This window comes from Sphingomonas sp. BL-S-25 (assembly GCF_055521555.1).
The window spans coordinates 101,165-117,605 of the sequence record NZ_CM145486.1; the positions used below are offsets into that span (position 1 = coordinate 101,165).

15 protein-coding genes are annotated in these 16,441 nt (G+C 66.2%); 11 read left to right on the forward strand and 4 right to left on the reverse strand.

Annotation, left to right across the window (positions count from 1 at the left end):
* Nucleotides 1–6: 6 nt before the first annotated feature.
* A complete protein-coding gene (locus ACZ1H8_RS00525; protein ID WP_110153275.1) occupies nucleotides 7–639 on the reverse strand; it encodes a helix-turn-helix domain-containing protein in 633 nt (210 codons plus the stop codon).
* A 170-nt stretch (nucleotides 640–809) separates the two neighbouring features.
* On the opposite strand from ACZ1H8_RS00525, the gene ACZ1H8_RS00530 reads away from it, so the two are divergent.
* The 10 genes from ACZ1H8_RS00530 to ACZ1H8_RS00575 all read left to right on the forward strand — a co-directional run bounded on the left by ACZ1H8_RS00530 (nucleotide 810) and on the right by ACZ1H8_RS00575 (nucleotide 13,995).
* Nucleotides 810–2,789 (forward strand): serine hydrolase domain-containing protein, encoded by a 1,980-nt coding sequence (locus tag ACZ1H8_RS00530; protein WP_465179453.1) that lies wholly within the window; start codon nucleotides 810–812, stop codon nucleotides 2,787–2,789.
* Nucleotide 2,790: 1 nt separating this feature from the next.
* Nucleotides 2,791–3,792: a dipeptide epimerase gene (locus tag ACZ1H8_RS00535; protein ID WP_465179455.1), complete on the forward strand. Its 1,002-nt coding sequence runs from the start codon at nucleotides 2,791–2,793 to the stop codon at nucleotides 3,790–3,792.
* 101 nt (nucleotides 3,793–3,893) lie between these two features.
* Nucleotides 3,894–5,042, forward strand: a complete 1,149-nt coding sequence (locus ACZ1H8_RS00540; protein ID WP_465179456.1) for a dipeptidase — start codon at nucleotides 3,894–3,896, stop codon at nucleotides 5,040–5,042.
* Between the two features lie 29 nt (nucleotides 5,043–5,071).
* Nucleotides 5,072–7,282, forward strand: coding sequence for a TonB-dependent receptor (locus ACZ1H8_RS00545; RefSeq protein WP_465179457.1), 2,211 nt, complete (start codon nucleotides 5,072–5,074; stop codon nucleotides 7,280–7,282).
* Between the two features lie 18 nt (nucleotides 7,283–7,300).
* Complete coding sequence (locus ACZ1H8_RS00550; protein ID WP_465179458.1) at nucleotides 7,301–8,344, forward strand: DUF1611 domain-containing protein; 1,044 nt, start codon at nucleotides 7,301–7,303, stop codon at nucleotides 8,342–8,344.
* Nucleotides 8,341–9,477, forward strand: coding sequence for a YkvI family membrane protein (locus ACZ1H8_RS00555; RefSeq protein ID WP_465179459.1), 1,137 nt, complete (start codon nucleotides 8,341–8,343; stop codon nucleotides 9,475–9,477). Before ACZ1H8_RS00550 ends, ACZ1H8_RS00555 begins: the two co-directional genes overlap by 4 nt.
* Nucleotides 9,477–11,048 carry a serine hydrolase gene (locus ACZ1H8_RS00560; protein WP_465179460.1) on the forward strand — a complete coding sequence of 524 codons (1,572 nt, stop codon included), beginning with the start codon at nucleotides 9,477–9,479 and terminating at the stop codon, nucleotides 11,046–11,048. Before ACZ1H8_RS00555 ends, ACZ1H8_RS00560 begins: the two co-directional genes overlap by 1 nt.
* Entirely contained in the window at nucleotides 11,045–12,232 is a 1,188-nt protein-coding gene (locus ACZ1H8_RS00565) for a dipeptidase (RefSeq protein WP_465179461.1), read from the forward strand. The genes ACZ1H8_RS00560 and ACZ1H8_RS00565 overlap by 4 nt, the downstream gene beginning before the upstream one ends.
* Before the next feature lie 63 nt (nucleotides 12,233–12,295).
* The gene (locus ACZ1H8_RS00570; protein ID WP_465179462.1) at nucleotides 12,296–13,171 is read left to right on the forward strand and encodes a diacylglycerol/lipid kinase family protein; all 876 of its coding nucleotides are present in this window, start codon (nucleotides 12,296–12,298) and stop codon (nucleotides 13,169–13,171) included.
* A complete protein-coding gene (locus ACZ1H8_RS00575) occupies nucleotides 13,168–13,995 on the forward strand; it encodes an inositol monophosphatase family protein (protein ID WP_465179463.1) in 828 nt (275 codons plus the stop codon). The genes ACZ1H8_RS00570 and ACZ1H8_RS00575 overlap by 4 nt, the downstream gene beginning before the upstream one ends.
* A gap of 12 nt (nucleotides 13,996–14,007) precedes the next feature.
* On the opposite strand, the gene ACZ1H8_RS00580 is transcribed toward ACZ1H8_RS00575, so the two are convergent.
* Nucleotides 14,008–14,616, reverse strand: coding sequence for a class I SAM-dependent methyltransferase (locus ACZ1H8_RS00580; RefSeq protein WP_465179464.1), 609 nt, complete (start codon nucleotides 14,614–14,616; stop codon nucleotides 14,008–14,010).
* A gap of 64 nt (nucleotides 14,617–14,680) precedes the next feature.
* Entirely contained in the window at nucleotides 14,681–14,866 is a 186-nt protein-coding gene (locus ACZ1H8_RS00585) for a hypothetical protein (protein ID WP_181402174.1), read from the reverse strand.
* Between the two features lie 120 nt (nucleotides 14,867–14,986).
* Here ACZ1H8_RS00585 and ACZ1H8_RS00590 point away from each other — a divergent pair, with 120 nt between their 5' ends.
* Entirely contained in the window at nucleotides 14,987–15,349 is a 363-nt protein-coding gene (locus ACZ1H8_RS00590) for a DUF3597 domain-containing protein (RefSeq protein ID WP_465179465.1), read from the forward strand.
* Between the two features lie 23 nt (nucleotides 15,350–15,372).
* Here the strand turns inward: ACZ1H8_RS00590 and ACZ1H8_RS00595 are convergent, their stop codons facing one another.
* Nucleotides 15,373–16,404 (reverse strand): ATP-dependent DNA ligase, encoded by a 1,032-nt coding sequence (locus ACZ1H8_RS00595; RefSeq protein WP_465179466.1) that lies wholly within the window; start codon nucleotides 16,402–16,404, stop codon nucleotides 15,373–15,375.
* Between the last annotated feature and the right edge of the window lie 37 nt (nucleotides 16,405–16,441).

Consider the following 16,441-nt stretch of genomic DNA (forward strand, 5'->3'; position numbering starts at 1 on the left):
CCGCCGTCACTCTCCGTGAAGCGTCATCAGCGAATCCATCAGCCCGTCCTCGGCGCTGGAGCAGACGCCCAGCACAACCGCCTCGTCGCACCCGGGCGCGGCGACATAGGCATGGCCCATGTTCGAATCGAGATAGATGGACTGGCCCTGTTCCAGCGTCACCGAGTCGTAGAACTCGGTGTGGACGACGATGCTGCCGGCGACGACATAGATGAATTCCTCGCCATGATGATGGACGAGGTCGCCGAATTCCTCCGCCGACTTGGCGCGAACGCGGGTGATGATCGGGATCATCCGCTTCCGGCGCAGCTCGGTGCACAGGTAGAAATAGTCGTAATTGGCGGTGTTCACGCGGATCGCGCGATCGATGTCGCCGATGCTGCGCCGCGCGGTGATCTGCGGCTCGGGCCCCGGATCATTCTCCGCGAACAGCTCGGACATGCGGATGTTCAGCCGCTGACTGACCTGGAGCAGCTTGTCATAGGTCAGCGTCAGCCGGTCATGCTCCACCTTGGACAGCGTCGATACCGGAATGCCGCTGCGATCGCTCATTTCCTTGAGCGTCCAGTTGTTGCGGGCGCGCATCGCGCGAAGCAGCGTGCCGAGCGTCGGATGCTCGGTTTTCAGCCGAGTCGCCATCAGCATTCGCCTCCTAAAACAGCAACGTTTGACAATTTTCTAAACAGGATCATGATGTCCCAATCAGGACTATGGCGTTTCATAGGAGGCGCATCGTAGCCGTCCGGTCGCAGGGGCGCAATCACAAGGGCGATCCACGCTTCGGGGAAGATCGAAAGAGGGGAAGGGTCATGTGGAAGCGATCATGGAAAACAGTCGCAGCGGGGGTGCTGGCTCTGGCCGTCGCTGTCCCCGCCTTCACGCAACCGGGAACGCCGCTGGCCCCCGCGCCGGCCGCTACCGAAAGCACGGCCACGGTGCCGACGACCGGCAGCGGCTATGCCGGCAACCTGACCAAGACGGATGCCGACGCCTGGCTTGACGGCTATATGCCCTATGCGCTCGCGCGCGGGGATGTGGCCGGCGCCGTGGTCGTGATCGTCAAGGATGGCCAGGTCGTGACTCAGCGCGGCTTCGGCTATGCGGACGTGGCGAAGCGCAAGCCGGTCGACCCGGCGACGACCCTGTTCCGCCCCGGCTCGACCTCGAAGCTGTTTACCTGGACCGCGGTGATGCAGCAGGTCGAGGCGGGCAAGCTGAACCTCGACGCCGACGTCAACCAGTATCTCGACTTCAAGATTCCCGACTATCAGGGCAAGCCGGTCACGCTGCGCCAGATCATGACGCACACCGCCGGCTTCGAGGAGATCATCAAGGGCCTTCTCAGCTTCGACAAGGTCACCCCGCTGGGCGAGGAACTGAAGAAGCGCGTGCCCGAGCGGATCTTCGCGCCGGGCACCACCCCCGCCTATTCCAACTACGCCACCGCGCTCGCCGGCTATATCGTCGAACGCGTGTCGGGAATGCCGTTCGACGACTATATCGAGCGCAATATCTTCCAGCGTCTGAACATGGCGCATTCTACCTTCCGCCAGCCGCTGCCCGCCAACCTCCAGCCCTTCATGTCACAGGGCTACATGCTCGGATCGGGCAAGGCCGAAAAGTTCGAATATATCTCGCTCGCTCCGGCGGGATCGCTGTCCGCCAGCGGCAGCGACATGGCGAAGTTCATGATCGCCCATCTCAATGACGGCGGGCCGCTGATCAAGCCGGAGACCGCGCGGCTGATGCACACGCCAGCGGGCAACATCCTGCCCGGCGTGAACCGCATGGCGCTCGGCTTCTACGAACAGGACATCAACGGCCACACCGCCGTCGCGCATGGCGGCGACACCGTCTTCTTCCACAGCGACCTGCTGATCTGGCCCAAGGAGAAGGTCGGGGTCTTCATCTCGGTCAACAGCCCGGGCAAGGACGGTGCGGCCGGCGCGATCCGCGGCGCGCTGATGGACCAGTTCGCCGATCGCTATCTGCCGGTCGAGAACCCCAAGCCGCTGGTCGAGCTGCCCACCGCCAAGGAGCATGCCAAGATGCTCGTCGGCACCTGGACCAACAGCCGCAAGATCGGGTCGAACTTCGCCTCCATCGTCAGCTTTGTCAGCGACGCGACGATCGGCCTGGACGCGGATGGCCGCCCGCTGATCGCAATGACCACCACCCGCGGCGGCGCGCCGCGCAAGTGGATCGAGACCGAGCCCTTCGTGTGGCAGGCCGCCGACGGACACCAGCGGCTTGCCGCCAAGGTGGTCGACAGCAAGATCGTGCGCTGGTCGGTCGACGATATCTCGCCATTCATGGTCTTCGACCGGACGCCCTGGTATCTCGACGGCGCCTGGCTGATGCCGCTGCTCCTGGTCGGGATCGGCATCATCCTGCTGACCGCGCTGGCCTGGCCGGTCGCCGCGCTGACCCGCCGCCGCTATGGCGCCACGCTCGCGCTGAGCGGCAATGATCGCAAGGCCTATCGCCTGGTGCGCGCCTTCTCGTGGCTGGTGATCGCGGTCCTGGTCGGCTGGGTGATCGTCATCAGCGGGATCGAGAATTTCGAGTCGCATGGCAGCACCGACTGGCTGATCTATCTGGTGCAGGTGCTGGGTGCGATCGGCTTCTTCGGCCTGGTCGGCATCTCGCTGTGGAACGCGGTGCTGGTCTGGACCGGCAAGCGCGGCTGGTTCGCCAAGCTGTGGAGCGTCCTGCTGGTGCTGAGCGCGGTGGTCGTCCTGTGGGTCGCCCTCGCCTTCAAGCTGATCGGCTTCGGCGCGGCGTACTGAAATGACGGCACGGACCCTCGACGTCGCGGTGGAACGGCTTCCCTTGTCGAAGCCGTTTCACATCTCCGGCCATGTCTTCACCGAAAGCGCGGTGGTGGTCGCCACCCTGTCCGACGACATCCATCAGGGCCGCGGCGAGGCCAGCGGCGCCTATTATCTGGACGACGACGTGCCTGCGATGCTCGCCGCGATCGAGCGCGTTCGCGAGGGCATCGAGAGCGGCATGACCCGCGAGGCGCTGCAGGCGGCGCTGCCGCCGTGCGGCGGCCGCAACGCGCTCGACTGCGCGCTTTGGGAACTGGAGGCACGCCAGACCGGGCGACCGGTCTGGGACCTTGCCGGGCTTCCCGAACCGCGCCCGCTGCTTACCACCTTCACCCTTGGCGCCGACACACCACAGGCGATGGCGCAGGGCGCGCTGGAGTATCCCGACGCCCGCGCACTCAAGCTGAAACTGACCGGCGACCTCGCGCTGGACATAGACCGCGTGACCATGGTCCGCGCGGCGCGATCGGATTGCTGGATCGGGGTCGATGCCAATCAGGGCTTCGCGATCTCCGATCTTCCCGCGCTGGTCGAAGCGCTGGTGGCGGCCGACGTCAAGCTGCTCGAACAGCCGCTGGCGCGCGGCCGCGAAGCCGATCTCGACGGCTTTGTCTCCGCGATCCCGATCGCGGCGGACGAAAGCGCGCTCACGCTCGCCGACATACCCGCCCTGGTCGGCCGCTTCCAGACGGTCAACATCAAGCTCGACAAGTGCGGCGGCCTCACCGAGGCGATCGCGATCGCCCATGCGGCGCGCGAACGCGGGCTCGACGTGATGGTCGGCAATATGGTCGGGTCCAGCCTGGCGATGGCGCCCGCCTATCTGCTGGGTCAGTTTTGCGACGTGGTCGATCTCGACGGCCCGATCTTCCTCGCCTCGGATCGGACACCTTCCATCCGCTATGCGGATGGCAGGATCCATTGCGACGAACGGGTGTGGGGTCGCGCCGCGCCCTGAAATAGTTTTGCAACACGCGTTGACATTTCTCTGATTAGGACAGTAGCATCCCAATCAGAGAACGACCTCTCGAAGGGTCAGTCCGAACAGGGAGCAAGGCGATGACAACATTGCCGGTGATATCGCGTCGTCGGATGCTCGGCGGCGCGGCAGCAAGTGCTGCCGCGGCCTTCCCGATGATCAATAGCGGCGCCTATCGGCTCAATGCCGCGTCGCCCAAAACCTATTCGAAACGGACAGTCGATCTGGTGCACCAGTCGCTGGTGATCGACATGCTCGGCGTGCTGAAGATCACGCTGACCCCCGACTTCTACGCCGCCCCGATGACGCCGCAGGACCGCGCCGACTTCAAGGCTGGGGGCATCACCGGGATGCACCATTCCTATGGCATCGGCGGGCCCAGCGCCCATGCCGATGCGCTCGCCTTCATGGGCCAGTCGCTCGGCTATTGCTCGCGCAACCCGGATGTCTTCACCCTGGTGGACAAGGCCGCAGACCTCGACAAGGCAAAGGCCCAGGGCAAGGTCGCGGTCATCCTCGGCGTGCAGAATTCCGAGCATTTCCGCACGCCCGACGATGTGAAGCTGTTCTACCAGATCGGCCAGCGCTGTTCCCAGCTGACCTATAATGCGCAGAACCTTCTGGGATCGGGATCGACCGAGCGGGTCGATGGCGGCGTCACCGATTTCGGCGTGGCGATCATCGAGGCGATGAACAAGGTCGGAATGCTGGTCGACGTGTCGCATTGCGGCCCGCGCACCACGCTGGATGCGATCGCCCTGTCGCCCAAGCCGATCGCGATCACCCACAGCAATTGCCGCGCGCTGGTCGATCATCCCCGGCTGAAGAGCGACGAGGCAATCAAGGCGCTGGCGGCGAAGGGCGGCGTGATGGGGATCACCGGCGTGCGCATGTTCGTGCGCGACCGCGAGCCCACCGGCATCAGCCACATCGCCGACCATGTCGATCATGTCGCCAAGCTGGTCGGGATCGAGCATGTCGGGGTCGGCACCGACGCCGACCTGAACGGCTATGACGACATGGAGCCGGAGGCCTATGCCCTGCTCAAGGCGTCCTACAAGTCGAGCTACGGCTTTCGCGACAAGATCGACACCGACGGGTTCGATCATCCGATGAAGATCTACGACCTCACCGAAGAACTGATCCGCCGCAACTATTCGGACAAGAATATCGCGGCTGTGCTCGGCGGCAATTTCCGCCGCCTCCTCGCCCAGACCTGGGGCGGATAACCTTTCGCAATCTCTAGGGGGAGATGACGATGACGAAGACCGGCCATATGTTTCGCGCCGCACTGGCGATTTCCACCGCAATGGGCGCCCTCGCCTTCCCGCTTGCCGTCCATGCGCAGACGGCCGAGGACTCGGTCCGCGATACCGACGAGATCGTCGTGACCGCGCAGAAGCGCGAACAGAATCTCCAGGACGTTCCGATCTCGATCAGCGTCGTGACGGGCGACGATCTCCAGCAACAGGGCGCCGCCTCGCTGACCGACTATGCCGGGTACGTACCCGGCATGCAGGTCAGCAGCGCCGGCACCCCGGGTCAGTCGACCATCACGCTTCGCGGCGTCGCCCCGCTGTCCGCGGCGCAGACCGTCGGCATCTATCTCGACGATGCCCCCGTCGGATCGAGCAGCATCTATAACCGCGCCGGCGTCTTCTCGCTCGACCTGCTGCCCTATGACGTCGAGCGGGTCGAAGTGCTGCGCGGTCCCCAGGGCACGCTGTACGGCGCCAGCTCGATCGGCGGTCTCGTCAAATATGTCACCGTCGCGCCGAGCACCTCGGACTTCAGCGTCCGCGGCGGCGGCGAGCTGTTCTTCATCGACGGTGCGGAACATCCCGGCTGGGCCGGACAGACGATGGTCAATGCACCTTTGGTCCAGGGCGTGCTCGGCGTCACCGGCAGCTTCGCCTGGCGCAAGACCCCTGGCTTCGTGAACAGTGTCAACAACGCGGCGCTGAACGATCAGAACAGCTATGAGCAGATCAGCGGCCGGGTCAGCATGTTGTTCCAGCCGACCGACGACCTCAGCATCCGGCTGAGCGGCATGTGGCAGTCGATCGATGCCGACGGCAATGGCCTCTACGCCGCAGACCTTACCGGCAAAAGGCTGAGCGACGGACAGTCGAACAACAACTACATCGCCGAGAAATTCACGACCGACATCGAATATTATGCGGCGACGGTCGACTATGATTTCGGTCCCGTCAGCCTGACGTCGGCGACCACCTACAGCACGCGCAACGCGATGCAGTTGCAGGATGCCAGCTATTCGTTCGGCGCCGTGTTCCCCGAGCTGACCGGCGGCGCGCTCCCGCCCGGCATCACGCCGTTCACGATCGACTTGGGCCTCGAGAAGTTCACCCAGGAAGTCCGGCTCGCCTCGCAGAGCGGCGGGACGTTCGAATGGCTGATCGGCGGCTTCTACACCAACGAGGACAGTACCAACAATCAGCTGGTCCGCTCCTATGACATGATGGGCAACGTGATCCCGGCGCTCGATCCGTTGGCGACCATCGCCCTCCCGGCGAACTACAAGGAATATGCTGCCTTCGCGAACGCGACCCTGCGCTTCGGCGAGCGGTTCGAGCTGACCGGCGGCGTGCGCTGGGCTCGCAACGAACAGACCTTCCGCCAGATCAGTGAAGGCGCGATCGTGCCGCAGGCCAACAACCCGGGCGCCTCGAAGGAGGACGTGTTCACCTTCAGCGTCAGCCCGCAATTCCATGTGACCGACACCGCGATGCTCTACGCTCGTGTCGCGTCGGGCTATCGTCCCGGCGGTCCGAACGTGGTCGTCCCGAACGTGCCGCCAACGGTCGGATCGGACACGCTGACCAATTACGAGGTCGGCTTCAAGGCCGATCTGGCCGACCGCGCCGTGTCGATCGACGTCGCGCTGTTCTACATGGACTGGAACGATATCCAGGTGGTCCGCGCGTTCGGCGGCGTGTCGGGCCAGGCCAATGGCGGCGGCGCGGTCAGCAAGGGGATCGAGGGATCGCTGCTGTTCCGTCCGGTCCGCGGCCTGACGCTGACCTTCAACGGGTCCTATACCGATGCCAGGCTGACCGATGACGCGCCGGAGATTAGCGGCGTGGACGGTGACCGCCTTCCCTCCGTTCCGGAGTTCAGCGGATCGGCGCGCGCGGATTATCGGTTCGACCTGGGCGGCAACCTGACCAGCGATCTCGGCATCGGCATCCGCCACGCCGGCAGTCGCTTCTCGCTGGTCGAGAGCGATCCGTTGAACGCGAGCGCTCGGCCCTATACGTCGGTCGACCTGAACGGCGCGATCAATATCGGCGACAATTGGAGCGTCCGCGCCTATGCCCGCAACCTGTTCAACAACAAGGGCGAGCTTGTGCGGGCAATCCTGACCGACGGCCTCAATCGACCCAGCTATATCAGCATCAACCCGCTCCAGCCGCGCACGGTCGGTGTCGCGTTCGACCTCCGCTTCTGACCTGTGGGCCCTGATCCGATGAACGCGCACGTCGTCCCCGAAACCGGCACCCTGCTGCTTCCCCAACCCTATCTGCTGTTCCTCGGCGACACGACCATCGCCGGCTTCGCCAAGACGGCGCAGGGGTTGCGGGACTGGGCGGGCGACAAGTGCGTCGGTGAATTTGCATTGCCCGAAGCGACGGTGACGACCGGCCTTGCGCGGATGAGGCCTGCCGAGGCGGTCGCCGCCGGCGCCCGGGCGCTCGTCATCGGCGTGGCCAATGCCGGCGGGATCATTCCCCCGGCGTGGCGGCCGGCGCTGGTCGAGGCGCTGGAAGCCGGCCTCGACATCGTCAGCGGCATGCACGTCCGGCTGGGCGACGTGCCGGAACTGGCCGAGGCGGCGCAGCGGCTGGGCCGGCAGTTGATCGACATCCGCAAGCCGCCCGCATCGATCCCGATCGGCACCGGGCGAAAGCGCAGCGGCAAGCGGCTGCTCACCGTCGGCACCGATTGTGCGCTCGGCAAGAAATATACCGCGCTGGCATTGGCGCGGGCGTTCGCCGCGCGCGGCGTCGATGTCGACTTCCGCGCGACAGGCCAGACCGGGATCATGATCGCCGGCGGCGGCATGCCGATGGATGCCGTGGTGTCCGATTTCGAGGCGGGCGCCGCGGAGCTGGTCTCGCCCGACGCCGCGCCCGATCATTGGGACGTGATCGAGGGCCAGGGATCGATCGCCCATCCCGGCTTTGCCGCCGTATCGCTCGGCCTGCTCCATGGCAGCCAGCCGGACGTGTTCGTCGTCTGTCACGAGCCCGGCCGCGACGAAATGCTGGGCACCGCCGGCTTCACCGTGCCTGCGGTGGAGGAGATCGTCGACCTCACGATACGCCTGGGACGCCGCACCAACCCGGCGATCCGCTGCGGCGGGTTCAGCTTCAACACGTCGCACCTGGACGAGGCCGAGGCAATCGCACTGATGGCGCGCGAGAGCGAGCGGCTGGGATTGCCCGTGGGCGATCCGGTCCGCCAGGGTGCCGGCTTCGACGCGCTGGTCGCGAACTGTCTCTCCGCATGAACGCCGCTGGGGGCGCCACCGGATCCAGCTGGTTCCAGCGCTTCCTGCTGCCCGGCTTCGCGCTGAAGGCAGTGATCATCGGGGGCGGCTATGCCACCGGCCGCGAACTGGCCGAATATTTCCTGGCAAGCGGCCCTTGGGGCGGCATCGCCGGCATGATCTTCGCGATGCTGGTGTGGAGCGTCGTCGCGGTGGTCACCTTCGCCTATGCCCGGAAGGTCGGGGCGTACGACTATCGCGCCTTCTTCAAGTCGCTGCTCGGCCCGGCCTGGCTGGTGTTCGAGGGCGCCTATATCCTGTTCGTCGTGCTGATCCTGGCCGTGTTCGGCGCCGCAGCCGGCGCGATCGGCACCGCGATGTTCGGCTGGCCGGCGATCATCGGCTCCGCCTTGCTCGCGATATCGATCGTGATCGTCGCTGCGCTGGGCAGCAATGCGGTCGAGCGGGTGTTCAAATATGTCTCGATCCTGCTCTACGCCGTCTATGCGCTGCTGCTGATCTTCGGTCTGTTCAGCTTCGGCGACCGGATCGCCGCAGGCTTCGCAACCCCGGCACCCAGCGACGGCTGGGCGACCGGCGGTCTGACCTACGCCAGCTACAACATCGTCGGCGCCGTGGTGATCCTGCCGGTGCTGCGCCACCTGACCAGCCAGCGCGATGCGGTCATCGCCGGGCTGATCGCCGGACCGCTGACGATGCTGCCAGCGATCCTGTTCTTCGTGTGCATGGTGGCTTTCTACCCGGCGATCGGATCGGAGACGCTGCCGTCGGACTTCCTGCTGCGCCAGCTCGACATGCCGCTCTTCCACTGGGCGTTCCAGCTGATGATCTTCCTGGCGCTGCTCGAAAGCGGCGCGGGTTCGGTGCACGCGATCAACGAGCGCATCTCGGGCGTCGTGCGCGCGCGGCGCGGTCATGACCTCGGCACCGGCGCGCGTGCCATCATCTCCGGGCTGTTGCTGCTGCTGTGTGTCTTCGTCGCCGACCGGATCGGCCTCGTCGCACTGATCGGCAGCGGATACCGGCTGCTCGCCGCCCTGTTCCTGATCGTGTTCGTCCTGCCGCTGCTGACGATCGGGCTGTTCCGGCTGTTCCGCGGCACCACCCCTCCCCTCCCCGGAGACCTCGCCTGATGATGATGCGTTTCCTGCCCGCTGCGTTGCTCGTCCTGATCGCGACGCCGGCGGCGGCCGACCCGCCCAAGGGCTTTGTCGAGCGAGTCGAGAGCCTGCGCAAGCAGACCGGCGCGCCCGGCGTTGCGATCGCGATCGTCGAAAAGGGCAAGACGACGATGATCCGCGGCTGGGGCGTGCGCAAGCTCGGCGCGTCGGCGCCGGTTGGGCCGCATACGCTGTTCCAGACCGGATCGACCGGCAAGGCGTTCACCGCCACCGCGCTCGCCATGCTGGTCGACCAGGGCAAGATCGCTTGGGACGACCGGGTGATCGACCATATGCCGTGGTTCCGGATGTACGACCCCTATGTCACGCGCGAGATGACCGTGCGCGACCTGCTGGTCCATCGCAGCGGCCTGGGCCTGGGCGCAGGCGACCTGCTGTTCGTGCCGCGCAGCGACCTGTCGCGCAAGGAATCGGTCCGCCGCCTCGCCTTCATCAAGCCCGCGACCAGCTTTCGTGCTTCCTATGCCTATGACAACATCCTTTACATGGTCGCCGGCCAGCTGATCGAGGAAGTCAGCGGCAAGAGTTGGGAGCGGTTCATGGTCGAGAATGTGCTGCGCCTCGGCGGCATGACCGATGCGACCGCCGACAGCGACGTGCGCTTCTCCCGGCCCGACCGGTCGCACCCGCATGCGCGCCTGGGCGGCGCGCTGCGCGGGGACGGCGACCAGCAGGTGCTCGACGAACGCGCCGAGTTGGGCCGCAACGCGGCGCCGGCCGGCGGCCTGGCGCTCAGCGCGACCGATCTCGCCCGTTGGCTCCAGATCCAACTGCGCCACGGCAAGCTTCCCAGTGGAGGCCAGCTGTTCAGCGAGGCGTCCGCACTGGAGATGTGGAAGCCGGTGATCCCGATGCCGATCCCGCAGCTTCCCGAGCCGCTGGCGCTGGCGATGCCGAAGTTCAACAGTTACGCGCTTGGTTGGAATATCTCGGACTATCGCGGCGCCCGGATGATCTCGCACGCAGGCGGCGTGTTCGGTTCGATCACCATGGTCGTGCTGCTGCCCGATCAGGATGTCGGCTTCGCGATCGTGATGAATTCCGAGGAAAGCGGGTTCATGCGCGGGCTGATGTACGAACTGCTCGACCATTATCTCGACCTGCCGAACCATGACTGGCCGACCCGCTGGGCGGCGTTCATGGAACAGCGGATCGCGGGCGGGAAGGCGGCACTGGCGCAGCGCCAGGCGTCCCCGGCCAAGGTCGGTCCGTCGCTCGGCCTCGATCGCTACGCCGGAACCTACAAGGATCCCTGGTATGGCAACATCGTCGTCGGAAATGCCGCAAACGGCCTGACGATCGACTTCAAGTCGACCCCGCGCATGGCCGGCCGGCTGGAGCATTGGCAGTACGACACTTTCGTGACCAGGTTCGACGATACATCGATCGAGCCCGCCTATGTCACCTTCGCGCTCGACGCCGACGGCAAGGTGTCACGGGTGACGATGAAGGCGGTCAGTCCGCTGGCCGACTTCAGCTATGACTATCACGATCTCGACTTTGCGCCGGTGGCGGCCAAGTGACCCGCGGCGCGCTCGTCCCGCTGGCCGCCTTGCTGCTGGCGGGATGCGCGACGTCGACGCGTCCCGCCGGCCCGACACCGCATGCCGGCTTCCTGACCCTCGACACCCATCTCGATACGCCGACCCATTTCGCCCGGCCCGGCTGGAGCTTCGGCGAGCGCCATGACCCAGCGACCGATCTCGTCCAGGTCGATATGGCCCGGATGGAGGACGGCGCGCTGGACGGCGGGTTCTTCGTCATCTTCACGGATCAGGGGCCGCTGACGCCCCAGGGCTATGCCGCCGCGCTGGCGCACGCCCGCGCGCGATCCGACCTGATCGATCGCACGCTGGCCGCCTTCCCCACCCGGATCGGACCAGCCCGGACGGCAGCAGATGCGCGCCGGCTGAACCGCGAGGGAAAGCTGATCGGCTTCAAGAGCATCGAGAACAGCTATCCCCTGGGCGAGGATGTCTCGCTGCTGCGCGACTTCTACGATCGCGGCGTCCGCCTTGCCGGTCCGGTGCACAGCCGTAACAACCAGTTCGCTGACTCTTCGGAGGACAAGCCCCGCTGGAACGGGCTGAGCCCGCTCGGGCGGCAATGGGTAGCGGAGGCGAACCGGCTGGGCATCGTGATCGACGCCAGCCACGCGTCGGACCAGACGCTCGACCAGTTGCTCACCCTCTCGACCACGCCGATCCTGCTGTCGCACACCAGCGCGCGCCAGGCGTTCGACCATCCGCGCAACCTGGACGATGATCGCATCCGCAAGCTGGCGGCACAGGGCGGCGCGATCTGCGTCAGCACCATCTACATGTCGAAGCTGAACCTTGCGGGCGAGCGGGGCGAACTGTTCGATCGCTATGAGCGGATCGGCGAATTGCCGCCCGCAGAGCAGGCCGCGCTCGCGCGGCGCTGGCGCGAACTCGATGCGACGGCGCCGCTGTGGGACAGTGATTTCGAGCGGTATATGGCGATGGTGCTGCACGTGATCGAGGTGGCTGGCGTCGACCACGTCTGCTTCGGTGCCGACTGGGACGGCGGTGGCGGGATCAGGGGGATGGAGGATATCTCTGCCCTCCCCAAGGTCACCGAAATGCTGCGCCGCGCAGGCTATTCGGACGAAGATCTCGCCAAGATGTGGGGCGGCAATGTCCTGCGCATCGTCGAGGCGGCGGAGGCGAAGCGCACCGCGCGCTGATGCCGACGGAACGGAACGCGGCGGCGAGGCATTGGCATCGACCATCCGCAATCCGGAGCCCCGATGCGCGCCCTCCTCGTCCACAATGACAATGCCGGCACCGACCCCGTTCCGCGGGCCGAGATCGAGGCGGTGCTGCGCGAGGCGGGGATCGAGACCGCCTATTGCTCGCACGGCGAGGACGACCTTGCCGAGGCGCTTGCCAGACCGTTCGACCTGATCGTCGCGGCGGGCGGCGACGGGACCGTCGCCGATGTCGTGTCGAAGCTGGAGGCGGTCGAGCGACCTATCGGGATCCTGCCGATGGGCGGATCGAACAACATCGCCAATTCGCTGCGCGTCGATGGCGACTGGCGCGACATTCCCCATCGCTGGTCGATCGACCGCTGGACCCGGCTCGACCGGTGCGAAGCCGACGGCCCCTGGGGTCTGCGATGCTTCGTCGAGGCGATCGGGTCGGGCGTACTGACCGACTCGTTCGAGCAGGTCGATGACGAGCCCGACACGCCCGAGGAAAAGCGCGCCAATGGCCGAAAGGCGTTCCGCCAAGCGCTGGGCGATGCCGAACCCTTTGCCTGCCGGATCGAGACCGACGACTGGTCCTGGCAGGGTGAGTGCCTGATGATCGAGGTGATGAACCTTCGCTATGTCGGGGCGCGGCTGGCGCTGGCGGGCGATGCGCCGCCCGATGACGGAATGCTCGATATCGTCCTGGTCACGCCGGACCAGCGCGAGATGCTGGGCCGCTGGGCCGAGGATCCCGATGCGGCCCCCTGCCCGATCGGAACATGCCGCGCCAACGAGGTGCGGCTGGTGGTCAAGGACCGCCCGTTCCGCCTCGACGACCGCTCGCCCAACGAAAATCTGACCGGCATGGTCGCGGTGCGCATCCGCGGCAATTCTGTCCGCGTCCTGACCCCGAACGAGGATCGGGCATGAGCATGCTCGACCCGCAGCTCCTGTCGGAGATCGAGGACGTCGCGGTCGAGCTCGCGCAGTTGGGCGGTGCGGAAATCCGCGCGGCGCTCGGCGGCATGCTGCGGATCAAGTACAAGAGCATCGAGGATCGCGAGGGCGATTTCCGCGACCCGGTGTCGGAGGTCGACCGGCGGGTCGAGGAGCTGATCCGCGAGCGGCTGGCGGACCGTTTTCCCGATCACGACATCGTCGGCGAGGAAATCGACCACCGTCCGAGCCTGGGCAGCGATTTCCTGTGGGCGGTCGATCCGATCGACGGCACCGCCAACTTCATCAACGGCTTCCCGATGTTCGCCTCGTCGGTCGGGGTGCTGTATCGCGGCCGGCCGGTCGTCGGCGCCTTGTGGTGCAGCACCAGCCACGCGCTGGAGCCCGGCGTCTACCACGCCGGCCCCGGGACGCCGCTGCGGTTCAACGGCGTCCCGATCGACGCGAGCCCGAACCCGGCGATCCGCCGACGCCTGGGCGGCGAACCCTGGACGAAGCGATCGTCGGCACGCGGCTGGGACGGCCGCAAGACCGGGTCTGCGGCAATCGAATGCGCCTTCGTGGCGGCCGGACTGCTCGACATGGCGTGGTTCGAGCGACCCAATCTGTGGGACGTCGCCGGCGGCCTTGCCCTCACCCTCGCGGCAGGCAAGGCGGCACAGGTTCATGGAGCGGCGGGCTGGACGGCGTTTGACAGCTTTGTAGCCGATGGCGACCCGGCGACCTGGTCGGCGCGGATCGCGATCGGCAATTTTGACACCGTCAACATCTTTGTGGACGAGGATCTGACGGACTAGCGATCGGTCGCGTCAGTCAGCGCTCTTTCGCGCCCACCAGAGATGAAAGGGTGGAAGGTTCAGCCACTGGCGGGCGCGCTCGACCTCGGCGAAGTGGCGATGCAGCAGCGGCTCCACCGTACGCTTGACCTGATAGGCCATGAACAGGCCGCCCGGGCGCAGCATCTGCGCAGCGCACGCCACGATCGCGTCGCCCGTGACCGGGTCGATCGTCGAGAAAGGGATGCCCGACACGATGCAGTCCGCTCCGCCCCCGCCCAGCCGGTCGACGACCTGCCTCGCGTCGCACGCCGATCCGTGCACCGCGACCAGCCGGGGATCGTCGATCGTCCGTCGCAGATGGTCGACGAACTCGACTTCGGTATCGATCGCGATCAGCCGGGCGGCGCGGGGAAGCCGGTGCAGGATCTCGCGGCTGAAGGTGCCGACGCCCGGCCCGAATTCGACGACCGTCTCGGCCCGCGTCCAGTCGACGGGATCTAGCATCCGGCGGACGGTATTGGGCGAGGTCGCGAGCGGCGAGCCGACCGCTTCGGGGTTCGCGATGAAGCCACGCAGGAATGTCAGCGCGCAGGACGTGCCGCCCCTGGACAGCGTGGCGGATTGAGCGATCTGGTTCATCTGGCCTCCCTGGTTGGGCGATCAACGCGGTCGCGTCGATCGGTATCCCATTGGCAGGGAAGCTTTATTCGCGGCCCTTCGAACGGGCCGGCGCACCCGAGTCCCAGTCGACCAGCTCGAGCTGATGCAGCAGGTCGGCAAAGTCGTCGCCCTCCTGAACCGGGAATGCGCGATCGAATCCGGCACCCAGTCGTTCAAGGTCGCTGTTCGTCAACAGGCCTACGGCCACGATCCGCTTGTCGTCATTCATGGCACCGGAACGCAAAAGGCATGGAATCGTGCCATCAATTCATCGCAAGCGACGGATCGTTCCGGAACGAAGCGGCTCGCCTGCTCATTGTGCAGCCATCCGCAGGCTGCAACGACAGTCATGATACACTCGTACAATGAGGCGATGATGGGCATTTTCGAGATGATCCAGGATACGGTCAACAAGCAGGTCGAGGCAGCGTCCGCGGCCCAGGGCGGCGCGCCGGTCAATGTCGAGAATGCGCTGGTGGCCTATGAGGCGAAGCGCGGGAAGACCGACCTCAACTGGCGCAGCTCGATCGTAGACCTGATGAAGCTGCTGGAACTGGATTCCAGCCTCGACAACCGCAAGGCGCTGGCGACCGAGCTGGGCTATACCGGCGCGAAGGACGGGTCGGCCGAGATGAACATCTGGCTGCACAAGGCGGTCATGGAGCAGCTCGAGAAGAATGGCGGCGCGGTGCCGGATTCGCTCAAGCACTGAGCGGCCGCGCAGCGCCCCGTCGATCAGGCTCGCAGCAGCGTCTCGAGCTCGGCGGGGCGCAGCTCGCGCGCAAGCTGCTCGAAGGTACAGGATGCCGGTTCCTTGTCGGGGCGCCAGCGATGAAACCGGGCGCCGTGCCGGAAGCGGTCGCCGGTGACCTGGTCATATTCGACCTCGGTGACCAGCTCGTGCCGCAGCGATATCCAGGGATGCGCCTCGCCGCCGTTCCAGCGGCTGGGCCCGCCCGGGGCCTTGCCCGTGAAGCCAGGTTCGCCCTCATGCGCCTCGAGGATCGGGCCGAGTTCAGCACGTGTCGATCGCGACAGGCCGGACACGAAGCCGACATGGTCGAGCCGCCCGTCGTCATCGAACAGCCCCAGCAACAACGAGGCCACCTCGCCCTTGTCGGTCCTGCGATAGCCGCCCACCACGCAATCGGCGGTGCGAAGCTGCTTGACCTTCGCCATCGCGCGCTCGCCGAAGCGATAGGGCTCGTCGAGACGCTTGGCGATCACGCCGTCCAGCGCGCCGCCACTGCGCGCCAGCCAGCGCCGCGCGTCGGCGACATCGAGGCTGGCCGGCGACAATAACAGGTCACCCCTACCCGCTTCCGCATGAAACGCCTCCAGCGCGGCGCGGCGATCGCTCAAAGGCCGTCCCGACAGGTTTTTGCCGTCGAGCGACAGACAATCGAACAGCATGAATTGCGCCGGCGCCTCCGCGACCAGCTTCGCCACACGCGACGCGGCGGGATGCAGCCGCGCCTGGAGCGCGGCAAAGGACAGCGCGTCGCCGAGCGGAATGATCAGTTCACCATCGATCGTGAAGGACTTGCAGGGCAGCGCCGCCAGCATCTCCATGATGTCGGGGAAATAGCGATCGAGCGGCTTTCCCGATCGCGACCACAGGTCGATCGCCTTGCCGTTGCGAACCGCGATTGCGCGAAACCCGTCCCATTTGGGCTCGAACTGCCAGCCTTCGTCATCGGGCAATGCCGCGACGAGACGCGCCTCCATCGGCGCCGGCGGGGCTGCGACAGTCTTGCGCGCGGTCATCGCGGTTCAACTGCTTCGGCCGTCCGGAGTTGCGCGC